This is a genomic window from Bradyrhizobium sp. NP1 (genome assembly GCF_030378205.1).
Classification (GTDB): domain Bacteria; phylum Pseudomonadota; class Alphaproteobacteria; order Rhizobiales; family Xanthobacteraceae; genus Bradyrhizobium.
This window is the reverse complement of sequence record NZ_CP127385.1, coordinates 997,355-1,014,782: the sequence shown is the minus strand read 5'-3', so window position 1 is coordinate 1,014,782 and position 17,428 is coordinate 997,355. Positions and strand designations below refer to the sequence as shown.

Below are 17,428 nucleotides of genomic sequence, written 5' to 3'. Positions count from 1 at the left end.
GTAGAGCGTCAGAGGAGTAGCGTATGAGTGCTTTGAGTGAGCAGGGACCGACGACCCCGAACGATCCCTTGCATTATGCCCCGCGTCGATTGCGCGAAAGAACCGAGCCGTCGCTCTCTTCGTTCGCCGAGGCTGGTCGCGATACGCGGCCGATCATGCCGCCGACATCGCTCGATGCCTCGCTGGAAAACGCGGTCTACCAGTCGTTGCGCCGCTCGCTCGACCCCGAGATCGTGCCGCAACCGGCGACGCTCGCTCGCAGCGGCCGCAGCAAGGCGCTGTTCGGCGCCGCAGCCATCGGCGTCTCCGCGCTGGCGGCGCTGTTCTTCGTGTACATGGTGCACGCCTCGCAGGAGACGGACGCCGCGTCGTTTGCCGCGGCTGTGCAATCGATGAAGGCGCCGCCAGCGCCGGCGACCGAAGCCCCTTCCGCAAGCGCCCTCGCCGAGTTCCGCGGCGTTCTGACCGCAGCCCAGGCCAACCAGCAGCCGGCGACCCATGAGGAGTCCGAGAAGCTGCTGCAGCAGTTCGTGCAGTGGCGACAGAAGGCCGGCACGACCGACACATCGCAATGACGTCGAATACGGGAGCTGGGACGATGCTTGAGATCCGGGCCAACAACAAGACGGTGCGGAGCATGCGCGGCCGCTGGGCGGCCGTGCTGCTTGGCGCAATGTTCGCCACCAGCGTGGGTGCCGCTCCCGGCGACAACACGACCGTCGTGCGCGACCTCGCGAGCCGGGTCGGGCCGATCGTCGGCTCGGCGCTCGCCTGCCGCGACATCGGGCGGCCGCGCATCCAGACGATCGCGGACAAGTTCCAGGCCGTGATCAAGGAGACCGCCACCAACGAGGCCGAGCGCGACACCCTTTCGCGGCTGTTCGACGGCTACGTCGCCGACGGCCGCAGCGCGGTGACCTCGGGCCGCAGCGATTGCCGCACCGCCGAGCGGCAGCTCACCGACCTCGAGCAGTCGCTGGCCGGGACGGCGCCCTCGCTCGCCGGCGTGATCGGGCCCTCGGCCGCAACAGCCGCCACCGCGCCGCAGGCGCCTATCCCGCCGGCCGCCACCGCGCCCGTCGTGCGCGGCATCACCGCCAACGAAATCCGCTTCGGCATCGCCGCGCCGTTCTCCGGTCCCTCCAAGGAGCTGGGACGGCAGATGAAGCTCGGCATCGACGCCGCCTTCAACCGCGTCAACGATGCCGGCGGCATCGAAGGCCGCATGCTGCGGCTGGTCTCGGCCGACGACGGCTACGAGCCGGCGCGCACGCTCGACGCCATGAAGCAGCTCTACGACAAGGACCAGGTGTTCGGCTTCATCGGCAATGTCGGCACACCGACCGCGGCCGTCGCGCTGCCCTTTGCGCTGGAGCGGCGCACGCTGTTCTTCGGCGCCTTCACCGGCGCCAATGTGCTGCGTAACGATCCGCCGGACCGCTACGTGTTCAACTACCGCGCCAGCTATGCGGAGGAGACCGCGGCCGTCGTGCACTACCTGATCAAGATCAGGCGGCTGCAGCCGCGCCAGATCGCGGTGTTCGCCCAGCAGGACGCCTACGGAGATGCGGGCTTTGCCGGCGTCGCCAAGGCCTATCGCGCGCTCGGCCTCAACGACTCGGCCATCCTGCGGCTGAACTACAAGCGCAACACCGTCGACGTCGACGAGGCGATCGCCCAGCTCAAGGCGCAGAAGCTCGCAGTCCGCGCCGTGGTGATGGTCGCGACCTATCGCGCCGCCGCCAAGTTCATCGAGAGGACCAAGGACGCCTATCCGGGCATGGTCTACACCAACGTCTCGTTCGTCGGCAGCACATCGCTCGCCGAGGAGTTGATGCTGCTCGGGCCGCGTTATGCCAGCGGCACCATCGTGACGCAGGTGGTGCCCGCGGTGGGCGGCTATTCCAGCGCGGTGATGGAATACAAGAACGCGCTCGCCAAGTATTTCCCGGGCGAGCAGGCGGACTACGTGTCGCTCGAGGGCTATGTCGCCGCCAACGTCCTGATCAACGGCTTGCGGCGAGCCGGGCCGCAGCTCGACACCGAAAAGCTGATCGACGTTCTGGAAAACACCCGCAACCTCGATCTGGGCCTCGGCACCGCGCTCAATTTCGGCCGCGGCGAGCACCAGGCCTCGCACAAGATCTGGGGCACCGCGATCGACGAGAACGGAAAATACCAGTCGATCGACCTGGAGTAGCGGTTTTCCCGCCTCTTCCCGCTTGCGGGGAGAGGCGGATCGAGTCCGAGGACAGGTCCACGCTCACAGCGGCTGATCGACGGCCGCGTCATATTCGCGCTTGAAGCGCGCGATCAGCTCGGCGGCCGGCACGATTCCGCCGACGCTGCCGACGCCCTGCCCGCTTCCCCAGATGTCCTTCCAGGCTTTCGGCTTGGCGCGCTCGCCGGACGAATCGGTGCCGAAGCTCATCTTCGAGGGATCCGAGGTCGGCAGGTTTTCCGGATTCATGCCGGCGGCCACGATCGACGGCTTCAGGTAGTTGCCGTGCACGCCGGTGAAGAGATTTGAGTAGACGATGTCCTCGGCCGACGAGGCCGTGATCATCTCCTTGTAGCGATCGACCGCGTTGGCCTCCCTGGTCGCGATGAAGGCCGAGCCGATATAGGCGAAGTCGGCGCCGAGGATGCGCGCGGCGCGGATCGCGCGGCCGTTGCCGATCGCGCCCGACAGCGCGATCGGTCCGTCGAACCAGGCGCGCGTCTCGGCGACGAAGGCGAGCGGCGAGATCACGCCGGCATGGCCGCCGGCGCCGGCCGCCACCAGGATCAGCCCGTCGGCGCCCTTCTCGATCGCCTTGTGCGCGAACTTCTGGTTGATCACGTCGTGAAAGACGATGCCGCCCCATTGATGGACGGCCTGGTTGAGTTCCTCGCGCGCGCCGAGCGACGAGATGATCATCGGCACCTTGTGCTTCTCGCAAAGCGCAAGGTCGTGCTCGAGGCGGTTGTTGGACTTGTGCACGATCTGGTTGACCGCGAACGGCGCCGAAGGTTTTTTCGGATGCGCCTTGTCGTGGGCCGCAAGCTCCTGCTTGATCCGCGCCAGCCATTCATCGAGCAGCCCCGGCGGCCGCGCGTTCAGCGCCGGAAAGGCGCCGACGACGCCGGCCTTGCATTGCGCGATCACGAGATCGGGCACCGAGATGATGAACAATGGCGCGCCGATCACCGGGATCGAGAGGCGGCCCTTAAACAAGGCAGGCATGGACATAGGTCAAGCTTCCTTTCGTGCCTGGCATGTTGCGACGCACTGGAGTCAGGATGCCAGACATCATCCCAAGAAGGCAATCGCGCAACCGGGCGCGACCTGTCTTGCGTGAAGACGGTCGTCTTCATTCATCCGCCGCGCGGAATTTTTCTGATGCACGCCGTCGGCTGCTCGGCAAGATGATCCCGGCCGCTGCGCGATCGCCACGCAACCTTGCACGGTCCAGCGCCCTACTGGCAAAGCGCGCGGGTGACGTAGCTGTCGGTGCGGCAGTCGCCTGGCTTGCGCGTCCGGCCGGGGATCAGGACCTTGGCCGAGCAGCTTTCGACGGCGTCGGTCGAAAGGCTGTTGCCCTCCTTGTAGCCCTTGCTCTGGCACAGCCGGTCGGCCGCCGGCTTGCAGTCCGGCGCGCCGTTGGCCGACAGCGGACAGGCAATGCGTCCCGTCGCCATGCTCGCGGGCTTGGCGAGGTTGGAGATGGCTTCGCCCGCATCCTTGGCTCGCGCGTTGAGGTCGTCGAGCGTCTCGCTCGGGCTCTTGATCTTCGGCAGGACCGAGAGCGACTTCTCGAACAGCTTGCCCATCTCGTCGATCAGGCCCGGGCTCTGCGACGGCGCCGGGGACGGCTGCGGCCCCGGCGCGTTCTGCTGTGGCGATCCCTGCTGGGCCGGCTGCTCCTGGAGACCGAGCGAGGGTTGCGGTGACGGGGTCTGCGCCCAAGCGGCGACCGCGACCATCGCAACGAGCAACAGCGCGGCGAGAGCCGATGCGACCGGCGCAAGCAAACGCAACAACAACCTGTCGAGCCAGTCCATCATGCGGAACAAGCGTAGCCGAACGGTGTGACCACGCAAAGCATTCCGCCCGCGGCTCTAGATCAGTCGAAAGGCAACGACGAAGCCGCCCACCAGCACGACGGCGAGCGTCGCAACGGCGAGCCCCAGATTCTGCTCGACCCTGACGCGGATCCATTCGCCATAGCGGTTGAGCAGCACCGCGGCGATGAAGAAGCGCCCGCCGCGGGTGATGATCGAGAACAGGACGAACAGCCAGATGTTATAGCCGGCAAATCCCGAAGTGATCGTGACGAGCTTGTAGGGGATCGGCGTCAGGCCCTTGAGCAGGATGATCCAGGCACCCCACTCGGCATACGAAGTGCGGAACGCCTCGACCTTGTCGCCGAGCCCGTAGAGCGTGATCAGCCAGTGCCCGACCGAGTCATAGAGCAGCGCGCCGATGGCATAGCCGAGCACGCCGCCCAGCACGGACGCCGCGGTGCAGACCGAGGCATAGAGCCAGGCGCGCTTCGGCCGCGCCAGCGACATCGGCAGCAGCATGATGTCGGGGGGCACCGGAAAGAACGAGCTTTCCGCGAAAGCCACGGCTCCGAGGATCCAGAGCGCGTAGGGCTTGTCCGCGGCGGCCACACACCAGTCGTAAATCCGTTTGAGCATGGGCGCGATGAACCACCCCGGGACGAATTTGTCCATGGCAGGAAGCCAATGAAATTGGCTTGCGATTTCGCGGCGCCCGCCCCGCGCAAGGAGGAGGGTTGGGGGCGGGGGTCCGATCCACCACAGGAAGGATGGGAACTCGCGATCGCCAGCAAAAAGCCCTGATCCCCTCCCGCTTTGCTCCTGACGGAGCAAAGCGACCTCCCCTTTTACAAGGGGCGGTTCAGCGGCAGCAGCGATCTAGATGAAGCGCATTGCCACTTCGGGGGGCGAGAAAGCTCAGTGGCGCTTGCGCAAGGCGCGGCCGTCGAGCGCGACAATTGGTCGCCGGGCGAGCCGCGGTGCGGCGGCCTTGGGCGGCACCTTGACGGCCGTTTTCGGCAGCTTCTCGGCGATCCCGAGCATATTCTCGCGCCGCGCCATCTCGCGCCAGACGTCGTCGGGACGCACGCCGGACGCCGCCCACAGCACCGTCAGATTGTAGAGCAGGTCGGCGCTCTCGCGCACCACCGCGTCGGCGTCGGCATTGACGGCGTCGATCACGACCTCGATCGCCTCTTCGGCGAGCTTCTTGGCCATCTTGGTGGGACCGCGCTGGAACAGCCGTGCGGTACGCGACGTCGCCGGGTCGAGATCCCGGGCCGCGAGCACTGCGCGATAAAGCCGTTCGAGCGAATCACTCATGATGTCCTAACGTAATCCAAAGCCGTGCGCAGCGCGTTAACGCATTGGCTTAAAAAATGGCAATCCGCCGGCCGCGTATGGCAACCGGCGGATCAAGCTTCTCTTAAGCACTTTACCAGCCTCGGTACCCGTAATACGGGCCGTCGACCGGGCCACCACCGTAGTAACCCGGGCCACCACCGTAATAACCGGGGCCGCCGTAATAGGCCGGACCGCCATAATAGTCGTCGTAATAGGCGCGGCGGTTCTGGGTTGCGGCGATCGCAAGCCCGGTGCCGACGATGCCGGCGAAAGCGGCCGCCGCTGCGGCGCCACCATTGCCGCGGTAGCGATGGACGACACGGCGCCGGGCGCTGAAGTCGGTGGCATCGCTCGCCTTGGACGCTGCGACCGTGCCCTTTCCTGCGCCTGCCGAGCCCGCGAAGGCCGGCTCAGCCGTGGTCACCGCCAGCGCCGCAACCGTCGTCAGCGCGGTTGCGCGGCCCAACGACGAAAACACACCTTTCCGGCCAAACATTGCAAATCCTCCTGCTCATGGGCTTTCGGCCCTGGGGTACTAACCCCTGATGTTCATCTTGGGTTCCCTTCCCCGAATACAAGCTGAACGGCCGTCCGCAGCCCCTGTGACGCAATGGCGCGGCTGGCGCCGCTCATGGACCGTTCAGGTTCGATCGGCCAGAATGCGCCCGCCGCAGGCACCAGATGCCATCAACCCGATGTCATCGAACGGACATGACCGGGTCGCCCGCAAGGCCCCGCCCGGCCCGGCATAGTCAGATGCGCGTCAAAAGAAGTCTCAACACCCGCCTCGCTTTGGCTGCGCTGCTCGGCCTGCTCGGGCTGGCCTTTGCCGGCCGGGGCATTGCCGCCGAAAGCGCCAGGGCGCCAGTCGCGGTCGAGCTCGCCTTCGATCGCCCGCTCGACGCCAGCATGGCGCCCTTCGTCTTGGCGCAGAGCCGCGGCCTGTTCGCCGGCGAAGGGCTCGCCGTCTCGAACCACATGGCCGGCAAGTCCCCGGATGCGATCGCGCGCGTCGCTTCCGGCGCAAGCGATCTTGCGCTCGTCGACATCAACGAGTTGATCCGCTTCCGCGACCAGCCCAACGCGCCGCCGATCAAGGCCGTGTTCATGTTTTTCAACAAGGCGCCCTACGCCTTCATCGCCCGCAAGAGCCGCGGCGTGCGGGCGCTCTCCGATCTCGAGGGCAAGACGGTGGGCGTCGCCGACAGCGATTTCTCGACCCGGATGTGGCCGGCGCTGGCGCGGCAGAACGGCATCGCCATCGCCAAGGTCCGGCTGAACAAGATCAGCGCGGCGGTGCGCGAGCCGATCCTCTCCGCCGGCCAGGTCGATGCGGTCTCCGGCTTCTCCTATCTCGCCGGCGTCAATTTGAGGGATCGCGGCGTGCCGGCTGACGACCTCGCGGTGCTGCGCTATGCCGACTATGGCTGCGAGGCCTACGGCTTTGCGGTGATCGTCAATCCGGCTTTCGCCGCCGCCAAGCCCGAGGCGGTGCGCGGCTTCGTGCGCGCGGTGATCGCGGGCGTCAATCTCACCATCAAGGAGCCCGGGCGCGCCGTCGACGAGGTGGTGAGCCGGATGGACGGCGGATCGCGCGAGCTCGAGCTCGAGCGGCTCAAGACCGTGCTCACCGACAACATCCTGACCGGCGAGGTGCGGCGCAACGGGCTCGGCGGCCTCGACCCGGCGCGGCTCGAGCGCGCCATCGACCAGATCGCCGAGGATTACAAGTTCAGGAAGCGCCCGCAGGCATCGGACATATTCGACGATTCCTTCCTGCCGCCGGTCGGCGGCCGCCTGATCAACTGAGCGCACGCTTTGCGCTTTCGCTCCCGCCGGCGGCGCGCGGGGCGATCATGACGCTGTATCTCCGCGACAATCCCTGATTAGATGGCGGCTCTGGGGTCTCCTTGGGGTTTCCTTGGGATTTGGCTTAAGTTTTTCCGGATCATGTCTCTGCTTCGGCTCTATACCCGCGTCCTCGAACTGCTCGGCAAGGAAGCGCGACTCGGCTGGATACTCGCCGTCGCCAACCTGCTGCTCGCGGCTGCGCAGTTCGCCGAACCGGTGCTGTTCGGCCGCATCATCGACATGCTCTCCGGCAAGCCGACGGCCGGCGGCACCGCCTCGCCCTGGCCGCTGCTGCTCGCCTGGGTGGCGTTCGGCCTGTTCACGATCGTTTGCGGCGCGGCGGTGGCGCTGCACGCCGACCGCCTGGCGCACCGCCAGCGCCAGGTGGTGCTGGCCGGCTATTTCGAGCACATCATGCAGCTGCCGCTGACCTTCCATGCCGGCACCCATTCGGGCCGGCTGATGAAGGTGATGCTCAACGGCACCGACTCGCTGTGGCGGCTCTGGCTCGGTTTCTTCCGCGAGCATTTCGCCGCGCTGATGTCGGTGGTGGTGCTGCTGCCGCTCTCGCTCTACATCAACTGGCGGCTCGCCATCCTGCTGTTCCTGCTCTGCGTGGTGTTCACGGTCCTGACCACCCTCGTGGTGCGCAAGACCTACGGCATGCAGAGCGAGGTCGAGGAGCACTACAGCGACCTGTCGGCGCGCGCCTCCGACGCGCTCGGCAACGTGGCGCTGGTGCAGAGCTTCGTGCGCATCGACGCCGAGGTACAGGGGTTGCGATTCGTCGCCGACCAGCTGCTCGCGGTTCAGATGCCGGTGCTGTCGTGGTGGGCGCTGGTCACCGTGATCACCCGCGCCTCCACCACCATCACGGTTCTCGCGATCTTCACCGTCGGCATCGCGCTGCACGCCCGCGGCCTCACCACGGTCGGCGAGATCGTGATGTTCGTGAGCTTCGCCACCATGCTGATCCAGAAGCTCGAACAGGTCGTGAGCTTCATCAACAGCGTGTTCATGGAGGCGCCGCGGCTGGCCGAATTCTTCAACGTGCTGGACGCGGTGCCCGCGGTGCGCGACCGGCCCGACGCGATCGAGGTCGGGCGGCTGTCCGGCCTGGTCGAGTTCAGCGACGTCTCGTTCTCCTATGACGGCAAGCGTCCGGCGGTCGAGGACATCTCCTTCACCGTGCTGCCCGGCGAGACCATCGCGCTGGTCGGGCCGACCGGCGCCGGCAAGTCGACGGCGATCGCGCTGCTGCACCGCGCCTTCGATCCGCAATCCGGCTTCATCCGGATCGACGGCATGGACGTGCGCGGGCTGAAGCTCGCGGCGCTGCGGCGGAACATCGGCGTGGTGTTCCAGGAGGCGCTCCTGTTCAACCGTTCGATCGCGAGCAACCTGCGGGTCGGCAAGCCCGAGGCCACCGACGCCGAGCTGCGCGCGGCCTGTGCCCGCGCCCAGGCGCTGGAATTCGTCGAGCGCAGCGAGAGGAAGTTCGACACCCAGGTCGGCGAGCGCGGGCGCATGCTGTCCGGCGGCGAGCGGCAGCGGCTGTCGATCGCGCGCGCGCTCCTGAAGGACCCGCCGATCCTGATCCTGGACGAGGCGACCAGCGCGCTCGACGCGATCACCGAGGCCAAGGTCAACGCCGCGCTCGACGAGGTGATGAAGGGCCGCACCACCTTTGTGATCGCGCATCGGCTGTCGACGATCCGCAAGGCAACGCGCATCCTGGTGTTCGAGAACGGCCGCGTGATCGAAAGTGGAACTTTCGACGAACTGGTGGCGAAAGGCGGTCATTTTGCGGAACTGGCGCGAGCCCAGTTCATGGTGCACGCCAAGGAGGCCGAGCCGCAGCGGCCGCACGGTGCGAAAGCTGACGTCAAGTTGTGAACCGATTTGCGCGTATCGTCGAAATTCAGCCTAATTTCATCCGGGAATTTGGCGTACCAAGCCCCTGTTCTCGATGCGCAAGCCGGTATAGGTTTGCATCGGCCGCAATAAGCGGCGCCAGACACGCTTGAAAGCCGAACGTCACACGATGACGACCTCCTTGACTCCAAGGCGGTCTTCACAAGGACCGGATCAGGAATAGTGCATCTTTCCTTCTTGCTGCTCCGCAGGTCGCCGCTCATCTGGTTCGCCGCCATTGCCGCGCTGGCCTGCGCCGCGCCGCGGGCCGGCCATGCCGAAGCGCGGCTTTTGATCGAAGCCGACTCAGGAAAGGTGCTCGAGGCCGAGAACGCGACGGTGCCGTGGTATCCCGCCTCGGTCACCAAGCTGATGACGGCCTATGTCACGCTCAAGGCGGTCAAGGACGGCAAGATCACGCTGGATACGCTGTTGACGGTGTCGCCGACCGCGGCCTCCCAGTCGCCGTCGAAGATGGGCTTCCGGCCGGGCACGCAGGTCACCGTCGACAACGCGCTGAAGATGATGCTGGTCAAGTCGGCCAACGATATGGCCGTGGTGCTCGCCGAAGGCGTCGGCGGTTCGATCGACGGTTTTTCCGCGATGATGAACGATACCGCGCAAAAGCTCGGCATGACGCAGACGAGCTATGTCAATCCGAACGGACTGCCCGCCGACGGCCAGATCACCTCGGCGCGCGACCTCGCGATCCTGGCGCGCGCGATCCTGCACGACCTGCCGGAGTACGAATATTTCGTGCACATCCCCGCGATCCGCTTCGGGCACCGCATCACGCAGAATTTCAACAAGCTGATCGGCCGCTATCCCGGCGCCGACGGCTTCAAGACCGGCTTCATCTGCGCCTCCGGCTACAACCTCGTGGCCTCGGCGACGCGCGACAACAGGCGCCTGATCGCGGTGGTGCTCGGCGCCTCCTCCGGCACCATGCGCGCGGTGCGCGCCGCGCAGCTCCTCGACCGCGGCTTCGCCAGCACCGGACTGGCATGGCTGAAGCCCTCGCTCGGCACGGTCAACAACCTGGCGCCGCTCGACACCTCGCCGCCAAACCTGCGCGACGAGATGTGCGGCGGCAAGCACAAGCGTCCCGCCAGCGATGAGGATGATGCAGGCCTCGTGGCGAGCAATGGCAACGCCTCGACGAGCGGCGAAACCGGGGTGACCTTCTTCGCGGCCGGCCTGCAGGCGCCGCTGCCGAAGCCTTCCGAACTGCTGGCGGCGGCACCGGCGGCGAGCGAGCCTGTCGTGGTCTATACCGGGCCGACCCGCACCGGGGCGGCGCTGATCGCGGCGGTCGCGGCCGATGCCGAGAAGCAGCAGACTGCCAAGCGCGGCAAGCGATCGCGCGTCGCAGCCAAGAAGTCCGACCGCGTGGCCGAGGCCAAGTCGGATGCCAAGTCCGATTCCAAGGCCGGCGCCAAGGCCGGCGCCAAGGCTGACGTGAAGCCCGATGCGAAGGCCGACGCCAAGCGCGTCCGGCATGCGAGCGTCAAGCCCGACGCCGCAGCGGCGAAGCCCGCCGTCGGCGATGCCAAGCCGGCGAAGCCCAAGAACGCGACGAAGAACGCGGCGACAAACGCGGCCAAGCCCGCCAAGCCCAAGGCCACCGATAGCGGCAAGCCGGCGGGCTGAGGCGAGCCGCGCCCCGCTCGATTCCCTGATTTTTCGCTTCCCTCACTGCGCCGCCGCGCTCCCTTGACGCGGCCGGTGGCAGCTCCGGCCGGCTTGCCATGGGCGGCCGCATGGCCCAATACTGCCTCAAAAGCCGTCCCGGCCCGGTCTCGAGGGGCGGGCCGAAAACGTAACGGGGGAAGGACCATGGAGCGGATCTGGCTCAAGCAATATCCGGCCGGCGTGCCCACCGACATCGACGTGACGCAATATGCGTCGCTGGTCGAGCTGTTGGAAGAAAGCTTTGCGAAGTTCGCCGACCGCAAGGCCTTCATCTGCATGGACAAGTCGATCACCTACCGCGACCTCGACGAGATGTCGCAGGCGATCGGCGCCTACCTGCAGAGCAAGGGTCTGCAGAAGGGCGCGCGCGTCGCGCTGATGATGCCGAACGTGCTGCAATATCCGGTCGCGACCGCGGCGGTGCTGCGCGCCGGCTATGCGGTCGTCAACGTCAACCCGCTCTACACCCCGCGCGAGCTCGAGCACCAGCTCAAGGATTCCGGCGCTGAAGCGATCGTCGTGCTGGAGAATTTCGCAACCACCGTGCAGAAGGTGCTGCCCAACACGGCGGTCAAGCACGTCATCATCGGCAGCATGGGCGACCTGCTCGGCTTCAAGGGCGTGATCGTCAACCTCGTGGTGCGGCGGGTGAAGAAGATGGTGCCCGCCTATTCGCTTCCCGGCGCGGTCTCCTTCAACGACGCGCTCGCCGCCGGCCGCGCGCTCAAGTTCAGCAAGCCGAAGCTGGCGCCCGACGACGTCGCCTTCCTGCAATATACCGGCGGCACCACGGGCGTCTCCAAGGGCGCCACCCTGCTCCACCGCAACATCCTCGCCAATGTGCTGCAGAACGACGCCTGGCTGCAGCCGGCGCTGAAGAAGCCGCCGCATGTCGAGCAGCTCTTCATCGTCTGCGCGCTGCCGCTGTACCACATCTTCGCGCTGACCGCCTGCTACCTGCTCGCGGTGCGGGCCGGCGGCGTCAACCTGCTGATCCCGAACCCGCGCGACATGGCGGGCTTCGTCAAGGAATTGTCGAAGTATCAGGTCAACTCCTTCCCGGCGGTGAACACGCTCTACAACGGCCTGCTCAATACGCCGGGCTTCGACAAGCTCGACTTCTCCAGGCTCAAGACTTCCTTCGGCGGCGGCATGGCGACGCAGAAGGCGGTGGCCGAGAAGTGGCTGAAGGTGACCGGCTGCGCGTTGTCGGAAGGCTACGGCCTGTCGGAGACCTCGCCGACCCTGACCTGCAACCCCGCCGATATCGACCGCTACACCGGCGCGATCGGCATTCCCGTGCCCTCGACCTACATCTCCATCCGCGACGACGACGGCAAGGAGGTGCCGATCGGCGAGCCCGGCGAGATCTGCGCCAAGGGACCGCAGGTGATGGCCGGCTACTGGAACCGACCCGACGAGACCGCGCGCGTGATGACGGCGGACGGCTATTTCCGCACCGGCGACATCGGCGTGATGAGCGAGGACGGCTACATCAAGATCGTCGACCGCAAGAAGGACATGATCCTGGTGTCGGGCTTCAACGTCTATCCGAACGAGATCGAGGACGTGATCGCGACCCATCCGGGCGTGCTGGAATGCGCCGTGATCGGCGTGCCCGACGCCAAATCCGGCGAGGCGGTGAAAGCCTTCATCGTCAAGAAGGATCCGAACCTCACCGCCGAGGACGTCATCAAGTACTGCCATGAGCAGCTCACCGGCTACAAGGTGCCAAAGCAGATCGAGTTCAGGACCGATCTGCCCAAGACCAATGTCGGCAAGATCCTGCGCCGCGAGCTCCGCGACGAGAAGAAGGCGGCGGCGTAACGCCCGCCGCTGCGCGAGCATGGCACCATGACGGGTGCGCGCGACGTCACGCCGGCCGACGTGCTTTCATTCTGGCGCGGGGCCGGGCGCGCCCGCTGGTACGCCCGCGACGACGCCTTCGACGCTGAAATCCGCGCCCGGTTTCTTGCGCTCTGGGAACGGGCCGCCGCGGGCGGATTGTCGTCTTGGGAGGACGATGACGACGGCGCACTCGCGCTCACCATCCTGCTCGACCAATTCCCCCGCAACATGTTCCGCGGCGATCCCAGGACCTATGCGAGCGACGTGCTGGCCCGCGAGGTCGCAACCCGCGCGCTTGAGCGCGGCACGGATGCGCGGGTCGCGGACGATTTGCGCGAGTTTCTCTATCTGCCTTTCATGCATTCGGAGCATCTCGCCGACCAGCTCCGCTGCGTCGATCTCTTTCGCAAGGAAGGCAGCGCGGAGAACCTCCAATACGCCGAGGACCATGCCGCGATCATCGCCCGGTTCGGCCGTTTCCCGCATCGCAACCGCGTGCTCGGCCGCCCCACCACGCCCGACGAGCAGGCCTTTCTGGACCAGGGCGGGTTTTCCGGGTGATGACGCAACGGTGAACGCACGCTTGCGTTGCCGTTTGGGGCGTTGCGAATATTGTGCCGGCGGCCGTCGCGGTCTAAAACCGGCCGCCGCTCATTGCAGGAGAATTGACGATGACCATCAAAGTTGGCGACAAGCTGCCCGAGACCAAATTCCGCGTGATGACCGCGGAGGGTCCGCAGGTCAAAACCACCGACGACATCTTCAAGGGCAAGAAGGTCGCGCTGTTCGCCGTCCCGGGTGCCTACACCGGCACCTGCCACAAGATGCACCTGCCGAGCATTTTCCTCAACGCCTATGCGATCAAGGACAAGGGCGTGAACACGATCGCGATCGTCTCGGTCAACGACGCCTTCGTCATGAACGCCTGGAAGCGCGACACCGACCAGCGCGACGAGGCGGTCTTCCTCGCCGACGGCAACGCCGACTTCGCCAAGGCGATCGGCATGGAGCTCGACGCCTCCGGCAACGGGCTCGGCATCCGCTCCAAGCGCTATTCGATGCTGGTCGAGGACGGTGTGGTGAAGAAGCTCAACCTCGAGCCCGCGCCGGGCAAGGTCGAGGTCTCCGGCGGCGACACACTGCTGGCGCAACTGTAAGGACTGTCCGAGAACGTAGGGTGGGCAAAGGCGCATCGCGCCGTGCCCACCAATCACTCTTCGGTACCCGCGGTGGTGGGCACGCTTCGCTTTGCCCACCCTACGAGGTGCCCCGGAAAATCGTAGGTGGGTTTCGCGTTGCTCAACCCACCCTACGAATCGCTCACCCGCTGCTTCAGCCTCGCCATGGCGACGCCGTCGCGCGCCAGTTGATCGGCGCGCTCGTTCTCGTCGTGGCCGGCATGGCCCTTGATCCAGTGCCAGCGCACCTCATGCGGCTTCAGCGCGGCGTCGAGCCGCTGCCACAACTCGGCGTTCTTCACCGGCTTCTTGTCGGCGGTGCGCCAGCCGTTCCTCTTCCAGCCATGGATCCAGGCGGTGATGCCCTGGCGCACATACTGGCTGTCGGTGGTGATGTCGACCACGCAGGGCTTCTTCAGCGCTTCCAGCGCCGAGATCGCCGCCATCAACTCCATGCGGTTGTTGGTGGTGTGCGCCTCGCCACCCTTCAATTCCTTCTCGACCTCGCCGAACCTCAGGATCGCGCCCCAGCCGCCCGGCCCCGGATTGCCGGAGCAGGCGCCGTCGGTGAAAACCGTGACATGAGGTCTTTCACTCACGCCGTACATCCGGACGGCGTCACGCCGTAATCGCCGAGCGACTTGACGCCCTGATGGAAGCGAAGCTTGCGGACATATTCCAGCGGGTCCTTGGGTTTGACCAGCGCACCCGGCGGCACGTTGAGGAAATCGACCAGCCGCGTCAGCAGAAAGCGCATCGCGGCGCCGCGCGCGAGCAGCGGCAACGCCGCCTGCTCGGCCCCCGACAGCGGCCGCTCGCGGCCGTAACCGTTCAGCAGTGCGCGCGCCTTGGTGACGTTGAAGGAGTGATCCGGCTCGAAACACCAGGCGTTCAGGCAGATCGCGACGTCATAGGCGAGGATGTCGTTGCAGGAGAACGGAAAATCGATCAGGCCCGACAGCCTGTCACCGAGAAAGAAGACATTGTCGGGAAACAGGTCGGCATGGATGACCCCGTTGGGTAGATCAGTCGGCCAATGCGCCTCCAGCTCGTCGAGCTCGCGCGCGATGAAGTCGGAAAGACCTGCCTGCACGCTGTCGGAACGCGCAGCCGAAAGCGCGAACAGCGGTCGCCAGCCGGCAACCGACAGCGGGTTCTTGCGGAACAGCGGAAAATCCTGGCCGGCAAGATGCATCCTGGCGAGCGCCTCGCCGACGGCGGCGCAATGCGTGGCGTTGGGGCGGCGCGGCCACATGCCTTCGAGGAAGTTGATGATCGCGGCCGGCCGGCCGGCGAGGGTCGAATAGACCTCGCCCTTGCGGTTCTTCGCGGGCTGCGGGCAGCGCACGCCGCGCTCGGCGAGGTGCGCCATCAAGGTCAGGAAATAGGGCAGATCGCCGACCGCGACCCGCTTCTCGTAGAGCGTCAGGATGAAGGAGCCCTGGCTGGTGTGGACCAGGAAGTTGGAATTCTCCACGCCCTCGGCGATGCCCTTGTAGGAGAGCAGTTCGCCGATGTCATAGCCTTTGAGGAATTCCGCGAGGTCTTCGGCGGCGACGTCGGTATAGACCGCCATGTGGTGAACTACTCGGCGGCGGCTTCGGGACGCAACGAGCGCGGCAGCGGGAAGAACTCGTTCTCCTCCGCGGCCGAGACCGTCTCCACATGCAGCGTGAAGCGCTCGGCAAACGCGCCCATGATCTCCTCGACGATCACCTCCGGCGCGGAAGCGCCCGCGGTGATGCCGAGGCTGCTGATGCCCGTGAACCGCTCCCAGTCGATGTCGCCGGCGCGCTGCGCCAAGACGGCAATGGGACAGCCCTCGCGCTCGGCAACCTCGCGCAGCCGCTGCGAGTTCGACGAGTTCGGCGCGCCGACCACGATCAACGCGTCGACCACCGGCGCCACCTTCTTCACCGCGAGCTGGCGGTTGGTGGTGGCGTAGCAGATGTCTTCCTTGTGCGGACCGGAGATGTTCGGAAACCGCTCCTTCAGCATCGCCACGATCTCGGCGGTGTCGTCGATCGACAGCGTCGTTTGCGTGACGAAGGCGAGGTTGTTGGGATCCTTCGGCGCGAAGGTCTTGGCGTCCTCGGCGGTCTCGATCAGGGTCACTGCGCCCTGCGGGAGCTGGCCCAGCGTGCCGACCACCTCGGGGTGGTGGGAATGGCCGATCAGGAGGATCTCCCGGCCGCGCTTGAAGTGGATGGCCGCCTCGCGGTGGACCTTGGTCACCAGCGGGCAGGTGGCGTCCAGCGAGAACAGGTTGCGGGTCTGCGCCTCGGCGGGAACCGACTTGGGAACCCCGTGGGCGGAAAACACCACCGGCGCGGTGGTATTCTCGGGGATCTCAGCGAGTTCCTCGACGAAAATCGCGCCCTTTTTCTTCAGGCTGTCGACGACGTATTTATTGTGAACGATCTCGTGCCGGACATAGACCGGGGCGCCATAGATGGCGAGCGCCCGTTCCACGGTGTCGATGGCCCGAACCACCCCGGCGCAAAAGCCCCGCGGCGAGCAAAGCACGATTCTGAGGTCTGGTTTGGCTGGCATGGAGCGATCTCTGGACCGAATCACCCCTCACCGGCGGGCCAGGGACGGTCAGCTGGGCTAGGAATTGGGACTGCTTTCGAGCCGTGTCAAGGCACTTTCGCACCGGAAGGCAAGGTCGAGGATTGCGCCAGGGGCCGGTCGGGGCTTATATAGGGGTAATTCCCGTCATCGCTGATGACTACCGGCTCCGCCTCCAGAGGGTGGGCGGAGCACAAAGGAGATTTGCCATGAGCAACGCACCGCTGATGCCGAAGGCAACTGCCGTCTGGCTGCTCGACAATACCGCGCTGAGCTTCGACCAGGTGGCCGACTTCACCAAGATGCACCCGCTCGAGGTCCGCGCCATTGCCGACGGCGACGCCGCCCAGGGCATCAAGGGCATGGACCCGATTTCGACCGGGCAGCTAACCCGCGACGAGATCGAAAGGGGCGAGAAGGACCCGAATTACCGGCTCAAGCTCGGCGAGAGCAAGGTGGTGCTGCCGCCCGCCGCCAAGCGCAAGGGCCCGCGCTATACCCCGGTGTCGCGCCGCCATGAACGGCCGAGCGCGATCCTGTGGCTGGTGCGCAACCACCCCGAATTGAAGGACGCCCAGATCATGCGGCTGGTCGGCACCACCAAGAGCACGATCGCGAGCGTGCGCGACCGCACCCACTGGAACGCCTCGACGCTGACGCCGATGGACCCGGTGACGCTCGGCCTGTGCTCGCAGATCGAGCTCGATTTCGAGGTGCAGCGCGCGGCCAAGGAGAAGCCGGCGCAGGCAGCCTATGGCGGCGCCACGCTGCTGCCGGCGTCCGAGACCACCCGCAAGGAACCCGACCTCGACGTCGCCGAGAAGAAGAGCGACGACCTCAATGTCGACGCCGTGTTCGCCAAGCTCAAGACCATCGGCGGCAAGAAGCCCGACCAGGAATAGGCAGCTCCGCCGCCGGCGCGCTGCTGGTGGTCGCGATCGGCTTCATGGTCGACGGCCTGGCGCGCTAACGACCACGCCGGCGCC

General features: G+C 66.3%; 17 protein-coding genes. 9 read left to right on the top strand and 8 right to left on the bottom strand.

The genetic code is table 11. The features are described 5' to 3' along the window. Nucleotides 1-23: 23 nt before the first annotated feature. Nucleotides 24-575, top strand: coding sequence for a hypothetical protein (locus tag QOU61_RS04760; protein WP_289656977.1), 552 nt, complete (start codon nucleotides 24-26; stop codon nucleotides 573-575). A gap of 23 nt (nucleotides 576-598) precedes the next feature. Further along, the gene (locus QOU61_RS04755; protein WP_502876886.1) at nucleotides 599-2,200 is read left to right on the top strand and encodes an ABC transporter substrate-binding protein; all 1,602 of its coding nucleotides are present in this window, start codon (nucleotides 599-601) and stop codon (nucleotides 2,198-2,200) included. Between the two features lie 63 nt (nucleotides 2,201-2,263). On the opposite strand, the gene QOU61_RS04750 is transcribed toward QOU61_RS04755, so the two are convergent. From QOU61_RS04750 to QOU61_RS04730, 5 genes are all read right to left on the bottom strand, one after another. Next, nucleotides 2,264-3,232, bottom strand: coding sequence for an NAD(P)H-dependent flavin oxidoreductase (locus QOU61_RS04750; RefSeq protein WP_289656976.1), 969 nt, complete (start codon nucleotides 3,230-3,232; stop codon nucleotides 2,264-2,266). Nucleotides 3,233-3,459: 227 nt separating this feature from the next. After that, nucleotides 3,460-4,044, bottom strand: a complete 585-nt coding sequence (locus QOU61_RS04745) for a hypothetical protein (RefSeq protein ID WP_502877009.1) — start codon at nucleotides 4,042-4,044, stop codon at nucleotides 3,460-3,462. Nucleotides 4,045-4,101: 57 nt separating this feature from the next. After that, nucleotides 4,102-4,683, bottom strand: a complete 582-nt coding sequence (locus tag QOU61_RS04740) for a YqaA family protein (protein WP_289662261.1) — start codon at nucleotides 4,681-4,683, stop codon at nucleotides 4,102-4,104. 279 nt (nucleotides 4,684-4,962) lie between these two features. Beyond that, nucleotides 4,963-5,367 carry a phosphoribosyl-ATP diphosphatase gene (gene hisE, locus QOU61_RS04735; protein ID WP_289656975.1) on the bottom strand — a complete coding sequence of 135 codons (405 nt, stop codon included), beginning with the start codon at nucleotides 5,365-5,367 and terminating at the stop codon, nucleotides 4,963-4,965. Nucleotides 5,368-5,479: 112 nt separating this feature from the next. Further along, nucleotides 5,480-5,884, bottom strand: coding sequence for a hypothetical protein (locus QOU61_RS04730; protein WP_289656974.1), 405 nt, complete (start codon nucleotides 5,882-5,884; stop codon nucleotides 5,480-5,482). 260 nt (nucleotides 5,885-6,144) lie between these two features. Here QOU61_RS04730 and QOU61_RS04725 point away from each other — a divergent pair, with 260 nt between their 5' ends. From QOU61_RS04725 to QOU61_RS04700, 6 genes are all read left to right on the top strand, one after another. Next, on the top strand, nucleotides 6,145-7,197 hold the full coding sequence (locus tag QOU61_RS04725; RefSeq protein WP_289656973.1) for an ABC transporter substrate-binding protein: 1,053 nt from the start codon (nucleotides 6,145-6,147) through the stop codon (nucleotides 7,195-7,197). 141 nt (nucleotides 7,198-7,338) lie between these two features. Further along, the gene (locus QOU61_RS04720) at nucleotides 7,339-9,135 is read left to right on the top strand and encodes a glucan ABC transporter ATP-binding protein/ permease (protein WP_289656972.1); all 1,797 of its coding nucleotides are present in this window, start codon (nucleotides 7,339-7,341) and stop codon (nucleotides 9,133-9,135) included. 201 nt (nucleotides 9,136-9,336) lie between these two features. After that, entirely contained in the window at nucleotides 9,337-10,803 is a 1,467-nt protein-coding gene (locus QOU61_RS04715; RefSeq protein ID WP_289656971.1) for a D-alanyl-D-alanine carboxypeptidase family protein, read from the top strand. Between the two features lie 186 nt (nucleotides 10,804-10,989). After that, nucleotides 10,990-12,672, top strand: a complete 1,683-nt coding sequence (locus QOU61_RS04710) for a long-chain fatty acid--CoA ligase (protein WP_289656970.1) — start codon at nucleotides 10,990-10,992, stop codon at nucleotides 12,670-12,672. A 27-nt stretch (nucleotides 12,673-12,699) separates the two neighbouring features. After that, nucleotides 12,700-13,254, top strand: a complete 555-nt coding sequence (locus QOU61_RS04705) for a DUF924 family protein (protein WP_289656969.1) — start codon at nucleotides 12,700-12,702, stop codon at nucleotides 13,252-13,254. A gap of 110 nt (nucleotides 13,255-13,364) precedes the next feature. Beyond that, complete coding sequence (locus QOU61_RS04700; RefSeq protein ID WP_289656968.1) at nucleotides 13,365-13,850, top strand: peroxiredoxin; 486 nt, start codon at nucleotides 13,365-13,367, stop codon at nucleotides 13,848-13,850. A gap of 152 nt (nucleotides 13,851-14,002) precedes the next feature. On the opposite strand, the gene rnhA is transcribed toward QOU61_RS04700, so the two are convergent. The 3 genes from rnhA to ispH are packed head-to-tail and all read right to left on the bottom strand — an operon-like array spanning nucleotide 14,003 to nucleotide 16,424. Further along, nucleotides 14,003-14,479 carry a ribonuclease HI gene (gene rnhA, locus QOU61_RS04695; protein ID WP_289656967.1) on the bottom strand — a complete coding sequence of 159 codons (477 nt, stop codon included), beginning with the start codon at nucleotides 14,477-14,479 and terminating at the stop codon, nucleotides 14,003-14,005. Beyond that, nucleotides 14,467-15,447: a homoserine kinase gene (locus QOU61_RS04690; RefSeq protein ID WP_289656966.1), complete on the bottom strand. Its 981-nt coding sequence runs from the start codon at nucleotides 15,445-15,447 to the stop codon at nucleotides 14,467-14,469. The genes rnhA and QOU61_RS04690 overlap by 13 nt, the downstream gene beginning before the upstream one ends. An 8-nt stretch (nucleotides 15,448-15,455) precedes the next feature. Next, on the bottom strand, nucleotides 15,456-16,424 hold the full coding sequence (gene ispH / locus QOU61_RS04685; protein WP_289656965.1) for a 4-hydroxy-3-methylbut-2-enyl diphosphate reductase: 969 nt from the start codon (nucleotides 16,422-16,424) through the stop codon (nucleotides 15,456-15,458). A gap of 227 nt (nucleotides 16,425-16,651) precedes the next feature. On the opposite strand from ispH, the gene QOU61_RS04680 reads away from it, so the two are divergent. Then, nucleotides 16,652-17,344 (top strand): DUF1013 domain-containing protein, encoded by a 693-nt coding sequence (locus QOU61_RS04680; protein WP_289656964.1) that lies wholly within the window; start codon nucleotides 16,652-16,654, stop codon nucleotides 17,342-17,344. The last annotated feature ends 84 nt before the right edge of the window (nucleotides 17,345-17,428 follow it).

Excerpts from the sequence above, each read along its gene's own strand:
- QOU61_RS04760 (WP_289656977.1), top strand. The coding sequence starts at position 24 with ATGAGTGCTTTGAGTGAGCAGGGACCGACGACCCCGAACGATCCCTTG.
- QOU61_RS04755 (WP_502876886.1), top strand. The coding sequence starts at position 599 with ATGCTTGAGATCCGGGCCAACAACAAGACGGTGCGGAGCATGCGCGGC.
- QOU61_RS04750 (WP_289656976.1), bottom strand. The coding sequence starts at position 3,232 with ATGTCCATGCCTGCCTTGTTTAAGGGCCGCCTCTCGATCCCGGTGATC.
- QOU61_RS04745 (WP_502877009.1), bottom strand. The coding sequence starts at position 4,044 with ATGGACTGGCTCGACAGGTTGTTGTTGCGTTTGCTTGCGCCGGTCGCA.
- QOU61_RS04740 (WP_289662261.1), bottom strand. The coding sequence starts at position 4,683 with ATGCTCAAACGGATTTACGACTGGTGTGTGGCCGCCGCGGACAAGCCC.
- hisE (WP_289656975.1), bottom strand. The coding sequence starts at position 5,367 with ATGAGTGATTCGCTCGAACGGCTTTATCGCGCAGTGCTCGCGGCCCGG.
- QOU61_RS04730 (WP_289656974.1), bottom strand. The coding sequence starts at position 5,884 with ATGTTTGGCCGGAAAGGTGTGTTTTCGTCGTTGGGCCGCGCAACCGCG.
- QOU61_RS04725 (WP_289656973.1), top strand. The coding sequence starts at position 6,145 with ATGCGCGTCAAAAGAAGTCTCAACACCCGCCTCGCTTTGGCTGCGCTG.
- QOU61_RS04720 (WP_289656972.1), top strand. The coding sequence starts at position 7,339 with ATGTCTCTGCTTCGGCTCTATACCCGCGTCCTCGAACTGCTCGGCAAG.
- QOU61_RS04710 (WP_289656970.1), top strand. The coding sequence starts at position 10,990 with ATGGAGCGGATCTGGCTCAAGCAATATCCGGCCGGCGTGCCCACCGAC.
- QOU61_RS04705 (WP_289656969.1), top strand. The coding sequence starts at position 12,700 with ATGACGGGTGCGCGCGACGTCACGCCGGCCGACGTGCTTTCATTCTGG.
- QOU61_RS04700 (WP_289656968.1), top strand. The coding sequence starts at position 13,365 with ATGACCATCAAAGTTGGCGACAAGCTGCCCGAGACCAAATTCCGCGTG.
- rnhA (WP_289656967.1), bottom strand. The coding sequence starts at position 14,479 with ATGTACGGCGTGAGTGAAAGACCTCATGTCACGGTTTTCACCGACGGC.
- QOU61_RS04690 (WP_289656966.1), bottom strand. The coding sequence starts at position 15,447 with ATGGCGGTCTATACCGACGTCGCCGCCGAAGACCTCGCGGAATTCCTC.
- ispH (WP_289656965.1), bottom strand. The coding sequence starts at position 16,424 with ATGCCAGCCAAACCAGACCTCAGAATCGTGCTTTGCTCGCCGCGGGGC.
- QOU61_RS04680 (WP_289656964.1), top strand. The coding sequence starts at position 16,652 with ATGAGCAACGCACCGCTGATGCCGAAGGCAACTGCCGTCTGGCTGCTC.